Genomic DNA, 14,810 nt, shown 5'->3' with positions numbered 1-14,810 from the left:
ATGACGACCATCACCAAGAGCGCCGAGGATTGGAAGGTCCCGCCCAACTACGCCGATTATGCGGAGACGCGGGAGGATTTCAGCTGGTCTGCCGTTGTAAACCCGTGCGAGGGAATGCCGGGCGGTGGCTGCAATATCGCCTATGCGGCGGTCGACCGTCACGCCGAGGGACCGCTGGCGTCGCGGACCGCGCTGCGGTTCATCACTGACACACTCGCCGACGGCGAGCTCGTCACCTATGACCTCAGCTTCGCCGAACTCGGCCGTCGCGCCCGGCGGTTCACCAGTGTCCTACGGGGCCTGGGCGTCGGTAAGGGCGACGGCGTGTTCCTGATCATGGGCCGCATTCCGGAGCTGTACATCGCGATGATGGGGGCCTTGCGCAACGGCAGCGTCGTTTCGCCGTTGTTCTCGGCGTTCGGCCCGGAGCCCATCGCCACCCGTGTCACGATCGGTGAGGCTGCCGTGCTGGTGACGACGAGGGCGCTCTACCAACGCAAGATCGCCTCGATTCGCGATCAGCTGTCGTCGGTACGGCACGTCCTGCTGGTCGATGGGTCCGACACCGATCCCGTGCCCGGCACGCTCAGTCTGGCGCCGCTTATGGACGAAGCCTCCGACTACGCCCCGATCGAACCCACCACCGCGGAGGATACCTCGCTGCTGCACTTCACCAGCGGCACCACCGGCACACCGAAGGGTGCCCGCCACGTGCACGGGGCGGTGACGATGCATTTCGTCACCGGCCTCTACGCACTGGACCTTCATCCCGATGACATCTATTGGTGCACAGCAGATCCGGGTTGGGTCACCGGCACGTCCTACGGCATCATCGCACCGCTGCTGCACGGCGTCACCTCCATTATCGACCAGGCCGAATTCGACGCCGAGCGCTGGTACCGCATCCTTCAGGACGAAGGCGTCACGGTCTGGTACACCGCGCCGACGGCCATCCGCATGCTGATCAAGGCGGGGCCGGAGGTCGCTGCGCATTACCACTTTCCCCGACTGCGATTCGTTGCGAGCGTCGGTGAACCGCTCAACGCCGAGGCGGTCTGGTGGGGCAAGCGCGTGTTGGGCCTGCCCATCCACGACAACTGGTGGCAGACGGAGACCGGCGGGATCATGATCGCCAACACCCCGGCCTTCGACATCAAGCCCGGATCAATGGGTCGCCCGCTGCCCGGCGTGGATGCGTTTGTGGTGCGCCGCAACGACGACGGCTCGGTGTCGGTCATCGACACACCCGACATCGAAGGTGAGCTCGCCCTGAAACCCGGATGGCCGTCGATGTTTCGTGAGTACCTCCATCAAGAAGAGCGGTATCACAAGAGCTTTGCCAACGGCCTGTACATGTCGGGCGATCTGGTCAAGCGTGACCGCGACGGATACTTCTGGTTCGTCGGCCGCGCCGACGACGTGATCAAGTCCGCGGGCCACCTGATCGGCCCGTTCGAGGTGGAGAACGCGCTGACCGATCACCCGGCCGTCGCCGAGGCCGCAGTGATCGGCAAGCCAGACCCCACGGTCGGGGAACTGGTGAAAGCCTTCGTCACGCTCAAAGACGGCTTCGAGCCCACCGAGGAGCTGCGTGCACAGCTGACCGGTCAGGCCCGCAAACGACTCGGCGCCGCGGTCGCCCCGAAGGAAATCGAATTCGTCGAGAGCCTGCCGCACACACGCAGCGGCAAGATCATGCGCCGACTGCTCAAGGCGCGCGAACTCGGATTACCCGAGGGCGACACCTCCACCGTCGAAACACCACAGCACCAGGAGGCCTTACCATGACCGACCAGGAATTGGCACGCGCCCTGCTCAGCGACATGGTGCGGGTGCGGCTGATGGAGGAGAAGTGCGCAGAGCTGTACAGCGCGGCCAAGATTCGTGGCTTCTTGCACTTGTACGTCGGTGAGGAGGCGGTGGCCGCGGGCTCGCTTCGGGTGCTCGAACCCGAGGACGCCGTGGTGGCCACCTATCGCGACCACGCTCACGCACTGCTGCGCGGCGTGCCGATGCCGAAGATCATGGCCGAGATGTTCGGCAAGCAGGAGGGTTGCTCTCGCGGACGAGGCGGCTCCATGCATCTGTTCGATGCGGGCGTGAGGTTCTACGGCGGGAATGCGATCGTCGCCGGTGGTCTGCCGCTGGCCGTGGGTCTGGCGCTGGCAGACAAGCAGCTGGGGCGAAATCGGGTCACCGCATGCTATTTCGGCGAGGGCGCCGTCGCCGAGGGGGCCTTCCACGAATCGCTGAACCTCGCCGAGCTGTGGCAGCTACCGGTGCTGTTCTGTTGCGAGAACAACCTCTACGCGATGGGGACGTCAATCGCGGTGGAGCAGTCGCAGACCGACATGACCGCGAAGGCGGCGTCGTACCGGATACCGGCACTCGCGGTGGACGGGATGGACGTGCTGGCCTGTCACGCCGCTGCTCAGGAAGGGGCCTACCACGTGCGCAGTGGCGCGGGGCCGTTCTTTCTGGAGTTCCTCACGTACCGGTTCCGCCCGCACTCGATGTTCGACCCCGAACTGTACCGGGAGAAGAGCGAGGTCGAACACTGGAAGGAACGCGACCCCGTCCGCACCTTCACCGAAAGATGCCTGGCAGAGGGACTCTTGACCGATGACGACGTCGCATCCATGCGTGCCGCCGCCGAAACCGAACTGGCCGAAGCGGTCGACTACGCCGAGGCCGGCACGTGGGAGGACGTCTCCGACCTGACCCGCGATGTGCTCACTCCTGCGGGGAGTCGGCCATGAAGACGGCCTACCGCACCGCGGTGCACGATTCGATCCGCGACGCGATGCTCGCCGACTCACGCGTCTTGCTGATGGGCGAGGACGTCGGCGCTTACGGCGGCACCTACGCCGCGTCCAAGGGATTGCTCAAGGAGTTCGGGCCGGACCGCATCCGCGACACTCCACTCTCCGAACTCGGTTTCGTCGGTGTGGGAATCGGCGCTGCGCTAGGCGGTTTGCGACCGATAGTCGAGGTGATGACGGTCAACTTCAGCCTGCTGGCGCTCGACCAGATCGTCAACACCGCCGCGGCGCTGCGCCACATGTCCGGCGGTCAGTTCTCGGTGCCGCTGGTGGTCCGCATGGCCACCGGCGCCGGACGCCAACTGGCAGCCCAACATTCGCACAGCCTCGAGGGGTGGTATGCCCATATCCCCGGAATCAAGGTGGTGGCGCCGGCCACGGTGGCCGACGCCTACGGGATGCTGCCCACCGCGCTGGCCGATCCGGATCCGGTCGTCATCTTCGAGCACGTGCAGTTGTACAACACCTCGACCGACGTCGACGCGCTGGTGCCGACGGACATCGAGCGGGCAGCGGTGCGGCGCGTAGGCAAGGACGTCACGGTGATCACCTACGGTGGCAGCCTGCACAAAGCTCTCGACGCCGCCAACGAGCTGTCGCTGTCCGGAATCGACTGCGAGGTCGTCGATCTACGGGTGCTGCGGCCCCTCGACGACGCGACGCTTCTCGAGTCGGTGCTCAAGACACACCGAGCGGTGGTGGTCGACGAAGGCTGGCGTACCGGCAGCCTGGCCGGCGAGATCAGCGCGCGCATCGTGGAGAACGCGTTCTACGACCTCGACGCACCGATCGCCCGCGTCTGCACAGAAGAAGTACCCATCCCCTACGCCAAGCACCTTGAGCAAGCGGCGCTGCCGCAACCGGAGAAGATCGCCGAAGCGGTTCGCAGTATGTTCGGTGACCGCCGATGATCGAGTTCACGATGCCCGCGCTGGGCGCCGACATGGACGAGGGAACGCTCGACGAGTGGTTGGTCAAGCCGGGAGACGTGGTGACCCGCGGGCAGATCGTGGCAGTGGTCGAGACGACCAAGGCCGCCGTCGAGGTGGAGTGCTGGCAGGAGGGCACCGTCGTCGAACTCCTGGTGCCCGTCGGTACGACGGTTCAGGTGGGAGCGCCGTTGGCGCGCTTGGCCGAACCGGGCGAAGCGGCCGAGCCGCTACCCGCCCCGACCGTGCAGGCGGCCCCGGCGGTGGAGGCACTCCCGACGGTCGAGGTGACCCCCGTCGCGGAGCCGACCCCGCGCCGGTCACCCGAGGCACCGCCGCCCGCGCCGGTCGCCCCCGTCGTCACGACGCCCGAGCACCACCGGCGCTGGGTCTCACCGGCCGCCCGTCGTCTCGCGCAGTCCATGGGCGTCGATGTCGAGGCGGTGAGCGGTACCGGACCGCAGGGCGCCGTCACGCTCAACGACGTCGAGCACGCTGCGGCCGACACCAGAGCCGCCGAGCCGGCGAAGTCCGTTTCCGCGCCGGCACAGGGGCTTTCGCCGAAAGAGCTGGCTGTGAAGCGTGGAGCGGAGATGCGCCGCTCGATTGCTGCGGCGATGAGCCGGTCCAAGCGGGAGATTCCCCACTACTATCTGGCTCACGAGATCGTCTTCGATAACGCGCTGAACTGGTTGTCCGAACGCAACGCTCAACGCTCCGTCACGGAACGCCTACTTCCGGCCGTCTTACAATTGAAGGCGGTCGCCCTGGCCGCCCGACGATTCACCGAGTTCAACGGATTCTGGCGCAACGACACGTTCGAACCGGCCGAGGCGGTGCACGTCGGCGTGGCGATCTCCCTGCGCGGCGGAGGCTTGGTCGCGCCGGCCATCCACGACGTCACGGACAAGAAAATCGACGATCTGATGGCAAACCTCAGCGATCTGGTCGCACGCGCCCGCGCGTTCTCGTTGCGTAGTTCGGAGATGTCCGATCCGACCATCACGGTGACGAACCTTGGCGACCAGGGCGTCGATGCGGTGTTCGGAGTGATCTATCCCCAACAGGTAGCCCTTGTCGGCTTCGGCAGGCCGACGCAACGCGTCCGGGCGGTGGGCGGTGGAATCCGGATCGCCACGACTGTGCAGGCGACGCTGGCCGCCGACCATCGCGCCAGCGATGGGCACCGTGGAGCCTTGTTCCTCGCCGCCATCGACGAGGCGCTTCAGCAACCCGACCTCCTGGAGAAGTGATCATCATGTCAACCATCGAAGACATCCAGGCCGCAGTGCTTTCCGAGCTGACTGCCATCGCGCCGGAGGTCGACCCAGAGGAGATCGAGGCGACGGTGCTGCTGCGAGATCAGGTCGACCTCGACAGCATGGACTGGCTGAACTTCCTGCAGCGCGTCCACAAGCGATTCGACGTCGACATCCCGGAGAAGGATTACCAGGGCCTTCGCACACTCGACGATGTCGCCCGATACGTTGAGATGCGCACGGCCTGAATTGACACATGACCCATCGAAAATTATGAGAGATCTCAGCTCGGAGATTGCGCCAGCCGGGCCTAGCCGGATCCCCCGACCAAGAGCCACAATTCGCGGTCCCAGTCCCTGGCGCGCCGATGATCGAGCGCGACGCGGCTCAAGAACGCGACTCCGGCGAGAACGGCGGCGACACCAAGCCATGACGCGACCGCAACGACCACGGCATGGACGACTGCCAACCACATAGGCCGTGGAGCGCCCGCACGGCGGCCGCTGTCGTCCACCCAGATTTTCAGGTGCTCGCCGATTTCGGCCGGTCTGCCCAATTCAACGACGTCAGAGTGCGTCTCGCCTTGGAAGGACCATTCGACAGCTACATCGACCACCGACCGTGGTCGCTCGATATTGGCACCGGTGGTCGCGACGCTGATCGCGGACACCAAGTGCCGGGTCCGCGCTTCATCGGCGTACGCCCTGCTGCGACCGTCGTACACCGCGGTACCGACCGCCCCAGCGATCGATACGAATACCGCTGCAATCACTACCAGGAGCAGCATCACGATGGCCTCCCACCGGTCGCTTCGACGCACCAGGCCTCCACCGCGCCCGAGGCTTCGGAACCGGCTGCTTCCGAGGCGGCTCAACGTGTCCTGACTCATCGGGGTCCTCTTGCTACCGGACAAAACTCCTCGCACAATGTTCCCTGCTTCAGACCAACGCGCCCAGAGTCGAATGTCTTACGAAACGCCATTCGCGGGAGGACCAGTGGCATGGTCGCTGAGGACCAATGACCCTCGTGACCGGAGTGCATCGGGCCTACCGTCAGGTGAACCTTCGTCGGGAGCAGAGGAGATTCGCCATGGAGTGGCCGACGGCTTTGGTCCTCATCGCAGCCATCGTTGCGGTGATGGCGATCGCGACGACTTATATCAGCGCGCGCTTTTCGAAGATGTGAGGAACAGACAGGGTATGACCGAGAAGAAGAACGGGATCGTCGTCGGCGTCGACGGATCGGCGGAATCGGATGCCGCAATCCTCTGGGCCACGCAGGAGTCGGTCATGCGCGAACAACCGATCACCCTGGTGCACGCCATTGCACCTCTGATCACGACCTGGCCCGGGGGGCTCCTCGACGCGAGTTATATCGAGGCTCAACAGGCCACCGCACAAGATGCGCTCGAAAGAGCGCAGAAGACGGTCAAAAGCGTTACCGGCGAGTCCTCCACACCGAAGATCGAAGCCCGCGTGGTCAATACGAGTCCACCGTGGGCCCTCGCTGAGGCCTCGCGCGACGCGCTCATGACCGTCGTGGGCACCCGGGGCCTTTCAGCGATCGGGCGGGCGGTCGTCGGCTCTGTCAGCAGCGGCCTGCTGCACCACGGTCACGGCCCGGTGGTGGTGGTCAATGCTGAGCACGGCAGGCTGGCCGACCGGAGCCTGCCAGTTCTGTTGGGTATCGACGGATCGCCGGCGTCTGAAGCCGCTACGGCGCTGGCTTTCGATGAGGCTTCTCGGCGCGGTGTCGGTCTCGTGGCCCTGCACGCCTGGAGCGATGTCGGAGTCTTTCCGGCGCTCGGAATGGACTGGCACCGGTACGAAGACCAAGGTCACGAGATTCTGGCCGAACGCTTGGCCGGGTGGCAGGAGCAGTACCCGGATGTGCACATTCACCGCCGCATCGTCTGCGACCAGCCCGCACGTTGGCTCATCGATGCATCGCAACAGGCGCAACTCGTGGTCCTCGGCAGTCACGGGCGCGGCGGATTCGCAGGCCTGTTACTCGGCTCCGTGGCCGCCAAGGTGGCGCACGCAGCCGCGGCACCCGTGATCGTCGTTCGATCCCGATGAGTAAGCCCGGTTCGGACGACACGCTGCCCTTTGTCGTCGGAGTTGACGGTTCGGAATCGGCGATGGCTGCGGCAATGTGGACTGCAGACCTAGCGACGAGGTTCAAGGCCCCGTTGGAACTGGTCTCCGGCCTGAGCACGGCGGGTACTCTTCTGACCGATGCTGCGGCCGCCATCCGCGCGGCAGCGCTTGCGCAGCAACGTGAGGTTGCCGGCGCGGTGCTGGAGTCCGCAGAGCAGAACGTGCGAGCGGCCTTTCCGGACCTCGATGTATTCGCTCTTCGTTCCAACGTGCCAGCTGCCGAGCTGTTGGCGGACCGCAGCCGAACGGCTCAGGCCATTGTGGTGGGCTCTGAAGCGATTTCGCCCACGGCGGCGATGCTGGTCGGCTCCACGACGCTCGCCGTCGCTGCGCATTCGGCGTGCCCGGTCATCGCCTGGCGAGGGGGCCTCAACACGCTCACTAGTCGACCGATCGTGCTCGGTGTCGACGACCCCGCCACCAGCGCGGCGGCGTTCGATGCGGCGTTCGACTTCGCAAGCCGGCTCGGAGTCGGCCTTCGCGCTGTTCATGCGTGGTCCAAGCCACGGTTCGCGCCTGGGCTGATCAATCCGTATCTAGTGGATTGGGATGGCTTTGAGGCGCTGCAGTGGCAAGGTCTGCTCAGCGTGCTCGAGCCGTGGACGAAGCGCTATCCGGACGTCGAGGTCACCTATTTCTTGGAGCCCGAAGCGACGTCCGATGTCCTGTTGCGTCACGCCGAAGACTCCCAGCTGATCGTGGTCGGCGCACGTCGTCGCAATGCACTCGCGGGAACACTGCTGGGATCAACCAGCTTGAATATGCTACACCACAGTCCCATTCCGGTGATGGTTTGTCATGGAGGGTCCGGGGACTCAACAGCCACGAGCCACGATGACCGGAACGCGAGCCGCCGCAGCGACCACGGTGCTCACCGATCCGAGTAGCATCCCCGCAAAGCCGCCGCGGCCGTGACTTCCGACGACGACCAGCTGGGCGCGCTCCGAGAGTTTCAACAGCTGGCGCGCCGGGCCCTCGAACTCCACCAGCGTGGTGACCTCAACGTCCGGGTAACGTTCCTGCCAACCTGCGAGGCGCTCCGATAGCGTCCTGCGTGCCGCCACCAAAACGTCGGTCCAATCCATGCTGAACGCCGGCATATCGGCGTCGCTCCAGACATGGAGTGCGACGAGATCAACGCCGCGCAAGGAAGCTTCGTCGAAGGCTATGGCGGTCGCGGCTTCAGACGCTCGCGACCCGTCGATCCCGACCAACACGGGCAGGCGAGTCGACGGGGCATCCTCTTCGTGGATGATCGCGACTGGACAGCGAGCGTGATGTATCAGTCCGGAGCTCACGGATCCCAACAGTGCGCGGCGCAGCCCGGTCCGGCCGCGGCACCCGACGACCACCATCTGCGCCTCCTTGGAGACGTCGATCAGCGTCGGGACGGGCCAACCGAAGAACACTTCGTCGGTTACGGTCAGTCCTGTTCCGCCACCGGCTCTTTCGCGGGTCAATGCAACGGCGTCTGCGAGTATTGCTCGCGCATCGTCCTCCTGTTGCTCGAGGACTTGCTGGGGAATCTCGCCGGCAGGCCACGCCACCATGGCCGCAGCGACCGTCGACACTGGGTTGGCATGTACGACACTGAGCGGAATCCTACGCATGGTCGCCTCACGGGCGGCCCATTTGATGGCGGCCTTCGCCGGAGCAGAGCCGTCGGCGCCGACCACGATACCGCGGCGCTTTGTGTCCTCGGCCATCGGAAACCTTCCTCGCAATCACCGTTCGGCGGTGATCGACGGGTCACTCACTCGGCGAGGCCGATGAGTCCGTAGTGTCCGTCGTACCGGTGATAGAGCACGACGGCGCGGCCCTGTGCGGCATCGATGAAAAACAGAAAAGGTAAGCCGCGCAGTTCCATTCGTTCGATTGCCTGCTCGACGGTGATGCACGGAGCGGGTTGGGCACTCACAGCCACGGGGACCGTGAAGGGCGCGAGCTGATCCACCGACGGGGCGACGACCTGGGCGAGGCGGAATCCGTTCGTGCCATCCCGGTACAACACGCTGGCCGATCCCGTTCCTTCCTCGACGAACAGGTGAAAGTCGTAGTCGAACATCTCCATGTCCCAAGCGGCTTCATCGAGCGTGCAGACCGATGCGGTGAACGATTTGCGCCGAACCACTTGGCGCTCATCGACCGGTCGCTCAAAATGAGCAGGCCGATGGGTCGGCTCGGACTCATGGCGCCACTCGTGCGGGGCGGTGCTCGGTTGCCTGCCGCGCCGCGCCTCCCAATGCTCGACAACCCGTTCGAGCCGGCGCCGCACCCGCGCGACGAGCAGATCGATCGCCTCTTCGGCGGTTTGGCCTTCCACCTGCGCACGGATGGCTCGGCCATTGACGTCGAGGTTGGCTTGCGCGACGACCGGACGCGACACCGCCGGATTCCGGGATTTGGTGAGTCTGACGCGCGCATGCAGCACGGGTTCACCCGTGCGCCGCGCCAAGTCGCCGATCTTTTGCCGGGCATAGTCGGCCGCACCTGGAAATTCTCCGGGTGCCGACACCGTGACATCGCTGGTCGTGTCGATTTCGGCTCTGCTGGTCATGATTACATTGAAGCCGAGGCACCACCCACATTCGAGGGTCGAAGGTCACCATGCTGGCGGGCCGAGTTCAATTCCGTCAGATGGCACTGCAGGAATCGGAGGTGGTCCGCCGCGAGTCGCTCTCGGATCGCCCCGTGGTACATATCGAAATGGCGGACGGGATATTGGTGTACCTCGTACCGGGGTGCGTCCGCGACCGCCTTCTCGATGAAGCGCGTCGAGATCACCTCGTCATCTCGGGCGACGGTGACAAGCAGCGGTGCGGTGAGCCGTCGCAAGGTCTCTCGACGATAGCGCGGAGCCTTGAAGAGGAATCTCGGAGTGATCTCGTTACGCCATGAGAGCGAATGTGATTCGAGGTCGGTGAAGAGCGGGGCAAGCGAGGGATCCCAGAACACTGCGCGGCCCAAGCGGCCGTACACCGGAATGTAAGACGGTTCCAATCGGAGCGCGCCTCTCACCGTGTCGACCGATGCAGCCCACATCAAGCTCGCCGTTGCTTTGCAGACGCGTACCACGCCGACCCGCAAGTGTCCCGGAACATGACGACCCCGGAGGCCTCGAAACATGTCGATGGCAGGAACATTGGCGACCACGGCGGCAATGGAGGGATCTGTCGCCGCGACCTCGATGACGTGGGCTCCGCCGAGCGATGTGCCCCACAGTGCGACGCGGGTGTCGTCGACCTCCGGCCGTGATCGCATGAACGCCAACGCGTTGCGCAGGTCCTCGCGTTGCCGGCGTGAGTCGATGAGTTGCCGCGGCTCTCCTCCACTGAGGCCCAGATGGCGATAGTCGAATATGAGCCCGGCCAGACCACCCTCGGCGAACGTTTCGGCGAATGCCGGCACGATCCAATCCATCGTCGCCGAGAAGCCGTGCGCCAGAACGACAGCCGGAAGCGGCTCGAGAACCGCTCTCGGCAGGTACAACCGGCCGGCGATTACTGTTCCGCCTGAGCCGAACGACACCCGTTGAATCGTGTACGGCTTGTCCCCGCTCTCATCGCATGTCACGAGTGCTCCCCTATCACCGGCGTGTCAACACCGCTCCACGAGCTTGGCGATCGCGACCGTCACGCCGCGTGCGATCTCGTCCACATCGGGCGTGGCGTCGTAGTCAGCCGTGACACCGAAAACCAGCTCGTCTGCGTAACTCAGAATCGCGACGCCCGTTCGCAGTTGAAGGGCGATCGGCGGAATCGGCAGCACGTGGAGGACTTCCCGACCCAGGATCGTCATCCGCTTCCGCGGTCCGGGGACGTTGGTCGCCAGTGCGACGACGCCGCGCTGGGGCAGGCGGGTCGCCGTTCGGATGAACCAGGCGGTCAACGGGAACGGCACAGCGTTTATCGCCGACATCACGATACTGCCCGCCTCGCGCTGACCACTCGCCTTCACCTTCGTCAGCCGACGGTGCACCGCCAGCAGTTGCTCGACCGGGTCCTCTTTCTCCACGGGCAAAAACGGCAGCATGACCGAGACCCGGTTGTCCGTGATACCGACCGCATCGTTCGCCCGAACCGACACCGGAACCAGCGTGCGCAGCGAGGTGCGTGTCGGCTTCTCGCCCCGTCGAACGAGTGCGGCGCGGTAGCTGTCGGTCAAAGCGGCCAGTGCGACGTCGTTGACCGTGACGCCGTAGGCTTCCGTCACTTTGGTGACGTCGGCGAGGCTGACGCGCGCACCGCTGTAGCGGCGCATCGCCGTGACGGGACCATTCAATGACGACTCGGCGGCAGGGCTGACTATTCCACCGACGAGCTCGGCAGCGCCCTCGACGACCAGCGCCGCGGCATTGGTCGCGTTCGCGGCCATCCGGATCAGTCCGCCCGGCCAGGTCAACGGGTTCAGAACTGATTTCGGCGATGTGACCGGTTGGTGCGGGTCTGCTTTCGCGGCGCGGATCTCCGTGGCGAACGTCTCGCCTTCTCCCCCGTCGGCGAGCGAGGAGAACATGTGCATCGTGGCGATGCCGTCGGCGATGCAGTGGTGGATCTTCAACAGGATCGCCCACCTGCCGTCGGCGAGGCCTTCGACGATCCAGCACTCCCACAACGGCCGATCCCGGTCGAGACGCCGCTCCATGACGTCGGCGACGAACCTGTGCAGCGCATCATCGTCTCCCGGCTGCGGGAGCGCCGCCCGATGAAGGTGGTGGGTGATGTCGAGATCTTCGACCTCGACCCATTCCGGCGGCGCAAAATCCAACAGATGCGTGTGCAACACCTCCCGAAACCGCGGCAGCTCAGTCAGTCTCGCGGCAAGGCCGGCAGCAATCGTGTCGGACTGCGGCATCGGTCCTTCGAGGATCGACAGTCCGCCGACCGCCAGGCTGATGTGCCGATCGGAATCCTCTGCCTCCAAGAACCCCGCGTCAAGGGTCGTCAAGCGTTGCACGGTTGCCTCCTTATGCGCCGGTGCGATCGGGGTGGTTGCCATCGCTGATCAGATTGCGGTGCAACATATCTGCTGCGCTTCGGCAACTGATTCGGCCAATGGACGCGTGGTGTCGATCAGATGACCGCCGTAGTCGAGGCCATGTTCTTCCGCAATGGCGGCTGCGATGTCGGGGGTTGCATCAGAGGTTGTATCGGTTCGAGTTTCGATCCTCAGCGCGGCCTCGTCCAGCGGAGCCGAGCACGTGAGTATCACCAACGGCACACACGCGCGATCGGCGATGCGGCGTGCTCGCTCGCGCTGCTCGGCATCACGCCAGGTCCCATCGAGGATCACCGACCTGCCCGCAGAAAGCGTGGCGGCGGCTCGCCGCAGCACCTCCTGGTAAACAGCGCTGACATTTCGCGGCGCGTAGAGACCGGTGTCCACCTCGCCCACCAGACCGGTGATCGTGCCGGCGCCCTGCATCTGCTTCCTGATGTCGTCGGTGGAGATAACCTCGGCGTCGAGTTGTTCTGCCAGACCCCGCGAAAGCGTGCTCTTACCCGTGCCCGGACCGCCGCCGACGATGATCAGCCGCACGGTCGATAATCGAAGATGCGCCGAAGCGATATCGAGGTGTCGCCGCGCGTCGGCGCGCGCCTCGTCATGGCCTTGGCCGACGCGCACGCAATCGACCTTCGCCCGGACCACCGCACGATAGGCGATGTAGAAGTGCGCCAGGGCGCTCGGCGCACTGTCACCGGAGTGCCTGCGATATGAGTCGAGGAACAGCTCGGCGAGGTCCCGGCGGCCGAGGAATTCCAGATCCATCGCGAGGAACGCCGCATCGTCGATCACGTCGACGAAACGGAGACTGTCGTCGAACTCTAGACAGTCGAGTATGGCGAGATGGTCACCGGGACAAAAAATGTCGTCGGCCAGCAGGTCTCCGTGCCCGTCAACCACACGACGGTCGGCTATCCGTCGATCGAACAGCTCCGCACGGCCTGCCATGAATCGTTCAGCGAGCCGCCGGATTTCCCGGACGCGCTCCCCGAGCACCCCGCGTCCGGTGTAGTGCGCGAGCTGGTCGAGGTTCTGTCGCCAGCGCGCCGCGATGGCGCCGGGTCGCCCGCATGCGTCGATGACCTCGCTTCTCATCGCGTTCCGGTGGAACTCGGCGACCCTTCGGGCGATGGCGTCCAGTTGGTCGTACACCGGCCGGCCGTCACGGATCATCGATGCCAGACGCAGCGGGTCGGCGTAACGTCGCATCACGACCACGGGCTCGTCTGATCCGCCGTCCGGACCGGCGAAGTGGCCGACACCGAGATAGCTTTCGGGAGAAAGCCTGCGATTCAGCGCCACCTCGCGTTCGCAGGCCGCCGCCCGGTTCTCGGGCGTACGGAAATCCAGGAAATCGGTGCGAATGGGCTTTTTCACCTTGTATGCCCTGTCGCCGAGCAGCACCACGACACCGGTGTGCGTCTCATGGGCCTGTGCGTGCAGATTGCCGGCATTGCGGAGCGCGATGGCGCCGCGGTCCGCCTTCACCACCGATGCGCTCATGACTTGATCGTCTGCTTTGGCCGGCACCGTCCAACAGGGTCAGAAGCCCCGATGAATGGGACCATTGGCCCTGGTTTCCGGCGGTGCTTCGAGCCCACGATCGAGTGATGCGAGACACCCTTGTCGGCACCGACGTCATCACCAACGCCGTAGGCCTGGCGTGTCGGGCCCCGTCGTTGCACAACAGCCAGCCGTGGCGCTGGACGACCGACGGTTCCTCGCTGGAGCTGTACCTCGACAAGACGCGTGTCCTGTATTCGACCGACCGTTCCGGGCGGGAAGCCCTGATGAGCTGTGGCGCGGTACTCGACCACCTCACGGTGGCGATGGCGGCAGCCGGCTGGCACGCCGACATCGAGCGCTATCCGAATCCGAACAGCCCGGTGCACCTGGCGAATGTCGACTTCACCCCGATGGAATTCGTCACCGAAGGACACCGTCGTCGCGCCGACGCGATACTGATGCGGCGCACCGACCGGCTTCCTTTCGCAGCCCCGCCGGAGTGGGACACCGTCGAAGCGCAACTGCGCAGGACCGTCACCTCGGATGCCGTCAGACTGGACGTGATCGCCGACGAGCTGCGCGCCGAACTGGTTCAGGCCTCCAGACTGACCGAGTCCCTGCGCTTCTACGACCCCTACTACCACGAGGAGTTGCAGTGGTGGACAGCTCCTTTCCCGGTCAGCGAGGGCATCGACCCGAGTTCTCTCCCCACGGCGGCGGAGAGCGATCACGTGGGCGTCGGACGTAGTTTCCCCGTTTCTCACGACGAACGAGACAGGCGCCCCAACTACGGCCAGGACAGAGCGAAGATCGTCGTGCTGTCCACCTACGACAACGAGCGCGAAAGCGTGCTCCGATGTGGGGAGATGCTGTCGGCGGTGCTGCTCGATGCCACCATGGACGGCCTGGCCACGTGCACGCTGACCCATATCACCGAACTGAGGGCGAGCCGCGACATCGTGGCCTCGCTGATCGGTGCCGAGACGACGCCGCAAGTGCTGATCCGCATCGGCACGGCGCCGGAGCTCGAGGCCCGGCCCGCGGCGACTCCGCGGCGCCCTATCGCCGAAGTGCTCGAAGTGCACCAGCCGCCGGCGAAGGGTGCTGTTCAGCCTTGATCTGCACACCGCA

At 65.2% G+C, this 14,810-nt stretch carries 15 protein-coding genes; 9 read left to right on the top strand and 6 right to left on the bottom strand.

All coding sequences use genetic code 11. From position 1 onward, the window contains the following. The 5 genes from acsA to A5650_RS20115 are packed head-to-tail and all read left to right on the top strand — an operon-like array spanning position 1 to position 5,258. The gene (acsA, locus tag A5650_RS20135) at positions 1-1,788 is read left to right on the top strand and encodes an acetate--CoA ligase (protein WP_067295628.1); all 1,788 of its coding nucleotides are present in this window, start codon (positions 1-3) and stop codon (positions 1,786-1,788) included. Continuing rightward, the gene (pdhA, locus tag A5650_RS20130; RefSeq protein ID WP_067295625.1) at positions 1,785-2,759 is read left to right on the top strand and encodes a pyruvate dehydrogenase (acetyl-transferring) E1 component subunit alpha; all 975 of its coding nucleotides are present in this window, start codon (positions 1,785-1,787) and stop codon (positions 2,757-2,759) included. Before acsA ends, pdhA begins: the two co-directional genes overlap by 4 nt. Beyond that, positions 2,756-3,733, top strand: coding sequence for an alpha-ketoacid dehydrogenase subunit beta (locus A5650_RS20125; protein ID WP_067295623.1), 978 nt, complete (start codon positions 2,756-2,758; stop codon positions 3,731-3,733). The genes pdhA and A5650_RS20125 overlap by 4 nt, the downstream gene beginning before the upstream one ends. After that, positions 3,730-5,004 (top strand): dihydrolipoamide acetyltransferase family protein, encoded by a 1,275-nt coding sequence (locus A5650_RS20120; protein WP_067295620.1) that lies wholly within the window; start codon positions 3,730-3,732, stop codon positions 5,002-5,004. Before A5650_RS20125 ends, A5650_RS20120 begins: the two co-directional genes overlap by 4 nt. A 5-nt stretch (positions 5,005-5,009) precedes the next feature. After that, positions 5,010-5,258 carry an acyl carrier protein gene (locus A5650_RS20115; RefSeq protein WP_067295728.1) on the top strand — a complete coding sequence of 83 codons (249 nt, stop codon included), beginning with the start codon at positions 5,010-5,012 and terminating at the stop codon, positions 5,256-5,258. Positions 5,259-5,320: 62 nt separating this feature from the next. Here A5650_RS20115 and A5650_RS20110 read toward each other — a convergent pair whose 3' ends face one another. After that, entirely contained in the window at positions 5,321-5,830 is a 510-nt protein-coding gene (locus A5650_RS20110) for an Rv1733c family protein (RefSeq protein ID WP_156744210.1), read from the bottom strand. A gap of 197 nt (positions 5,831-6,027) precedes the next feature. On the opposite strand from A5650_RS20110, the gene A5650_RS26945 reads away from it, so the two are divergent. The 3 genes from A5650_RS26945 to A5650_RS20100 are packed head-to-tail and all read left to right on the top strand — an operon-like array spanning position 6,028 to position 8,056. Then, a complete protein-coding gene (locus A5650_RS26945) occupies positions 6,028-6,195 on the top strand; it encodes a hypothetical protein (RefSeq protein ID WP_156744208.1) in 168 nt (55 codons plus the stop codon). Positions 6,196-6,209: 14 nt separating this feature from the next. After that, complete coding sequence (locus tag A5650_RS20105) at positions 6,210-7,088, top strand: universal stress protein (RefSeq protein WP_067295614.1); 879 nt, start codon at positions 6,210-6,212, stop codon at positions 7,086-7,088. Beyond that, positions 7,085-8,056, top strand: coding sequence for a universal stress protein (locus A5650_RS20100; RefSeq protein WP_067295611.1), 972 nt, complete (start codon positions 7,085-7,087; stop codon positions 8,054-8,056). Before A5650_RS20105 ends, A5650_RS20100 begins: the two co-directional genes overlap by 4 nt. Here the strand turns inward: A5650_RS20100 and A5650_RS20095 are convergent. The 5 genes from A5650_RS20095 to A5650_RS20075 are packed head-to-tail and all read right to left on the bottom strand — an operon-like array spanning position 7,985 to position 13,676. Beyond that, the gene (locus A5650_RS20095) at positions 7,985-8,875 is read right to left on the bottom strand and encodes a universal stress protein (protein ID WP_067295607.1); all 891 of its coding nucleotides are present in this window, start codon (positions 8,873-8,875) and stop codon (positions 7,985-7,987) included. The genes A5650_RS20100 and A5650_RS20095 overlap by 72 nt on opposite strands. A 47-nt stretch (positions 8,876-8,922) precedes the next feature. Continuing rightward, a complete protein-coding gene (locus A5650_RS20090) occupies positions 8,923-9,726 on the bottom strand; it encodes a sigma 54 modulation/S30EA ribosomal C-terminal domain-containing protein (protein ID WP_067295604.1) in 804 nt (267 codons plus the stop codon). Positions 9,727-9,728: 2 nt separating this feature from the next. After that, positions 9,729-10,742, bottom strand: coding sequence for an alpha/beta hydrolase (locus tag A5650_RS20085; RefSeq protein ID WP_067295601.1), 1,014 nt, complete (start codon positions 10,740-10,742; stop codon positions 9,729-9,731). A gap of 24 nt (positions 10,743-10,766) precedes the next feature. After that, on the bottom strand, positions 10,767-12,125 hold the full coding sequence (locus tag A5650_RS20080; protein WP_067295724.1) for a WS/DGAT/MGAT family O-acyltransferase: 1,359 nt from the start codon (positions 12,123-12,125) through the stop codon (positions 10,767-10,769). 48 nt (positions 12,126-12,173) lie between these two features. Beyond that, positions 12,174-13,676, bottom strand: a complete 1,503-nt coding sequence (locus A5650_RS20075) for a bifunctional aminoglycoside phosphotransferase/ATP-binding protein (RefSeq protein WP_067295598.1) — start codon at positions 13,674-13,676, stop codon at positions 12,174-12,176. 107 nt (positions 13,677-13,783) lie between these two features. Here A5650_RS20075 and A5650_RS20070 point away from each other — a divergent pair, with 107 nt between their 5' ends. Further along, complete coding sequence (locus tag A5650_RS20070; protein WP_067295595.1) at positions 13,784-14,797, top strand: Acg family FMN-binding oxidoreductase; 1,014 nt, start codon at positions 13,784-13,786, stop codon at positions 14,795-14,797. The last annotated feature ends 13 nt before the right edge of the window (positions 14,798-14,810 follow it).

The organism is Mycobacterium sp. 1164985.4 (assembly GCF_001668575.1).
GTDB lineage: Bacteria > Actinomycetota > Actinomycetes > Mycobacteriales > Mycobacteriaceae > Mycobacterium.
The sequence above is the reverse complement of the archived record's forward strand: the minus strand, read 5'-3'. Positions and strand labels throughout refer to the sequence as shown.

Coding starts and splice junctions, on each gene's coding strand:
- A5650_RS20100 (WP_067295611.1), top strand. CDS start 7,085: ATGAGTAAGCCCGGTTCGGACGACACGCTGCCCTTTGTCGTCGGAGTT.
- A5650_RS20120 (WP_067295620.1), top strand. CDS start 3,730: ATGATCGAGTTCACGATGCCCGCGCTGGGCGCCGACATGGACGAGGGA.
- A5650_RS26945 (WP_156744208.1), top strand. CDS start 6,028: ATGACCCTCGTGACCGGAGTGCATCGGGCCTACCGTCAGGTGAACCTT.
- acsA (WP_067295628.1), top strand. CDS start 1: ATGACGACCATCACCAAGAGCGCCGAGGATTGGAAGGTCCCGCCCAAC.
- A5650_RS20090 (WP_067295604.1), bottom strand. CDS start 9,726: ATGACCAGCAGAGCCGAAATCGACACGACCAGCGATGTCACGGTGTCG.
- A5650_RS20095 (WP_067295607.1), bottom strand. CDS start 8,875: ATGGCCGAGGACACAAAGCGCCGCGGTATCGTGGTCGGCGCCGACGGC.
- A5650_RS20125 (WP_067295623.1), top strand. CDS start 2,756: ATGAAGACGGCCTACCGCACCGCGGTGCACGATTCGATCCGCGACGCG.
- pdhA (WP_067295625.1), top strand. CDS start 1,785: ATGACCGACCAGGAATTGGCACGCGCCCTGCTCAGCGACATGGTGCGG.
- A5650_RS20115 (WP_067295728.1), top strand. CDS start 5,010: ATGTCAACCATCGAAGACATCCAGGCCGCAGTGCTTTCCGAGCTGACT.
- A5650_RS20105 (WP_067295614.1), top strand. CDS start 6,210: ATGACCGAGAAGAAGAACGGGATCGTCGTCGGCGTCGACGGATCGGCG.
- A5650_RS20070 (WP_067295595.1), top strand. CDS start 13,784: ATGCGAGACACCCTTGTCGGCACCGACGTCATCACCAACGCCGTAGGC.
- A5650_RS20075 (WP_067295598.1), bottom strand. CDS start 13,676: ATGAGCGCATCGGTGGTGAAGGCGGACCGCGGCGCCATCGCGCTCCGC.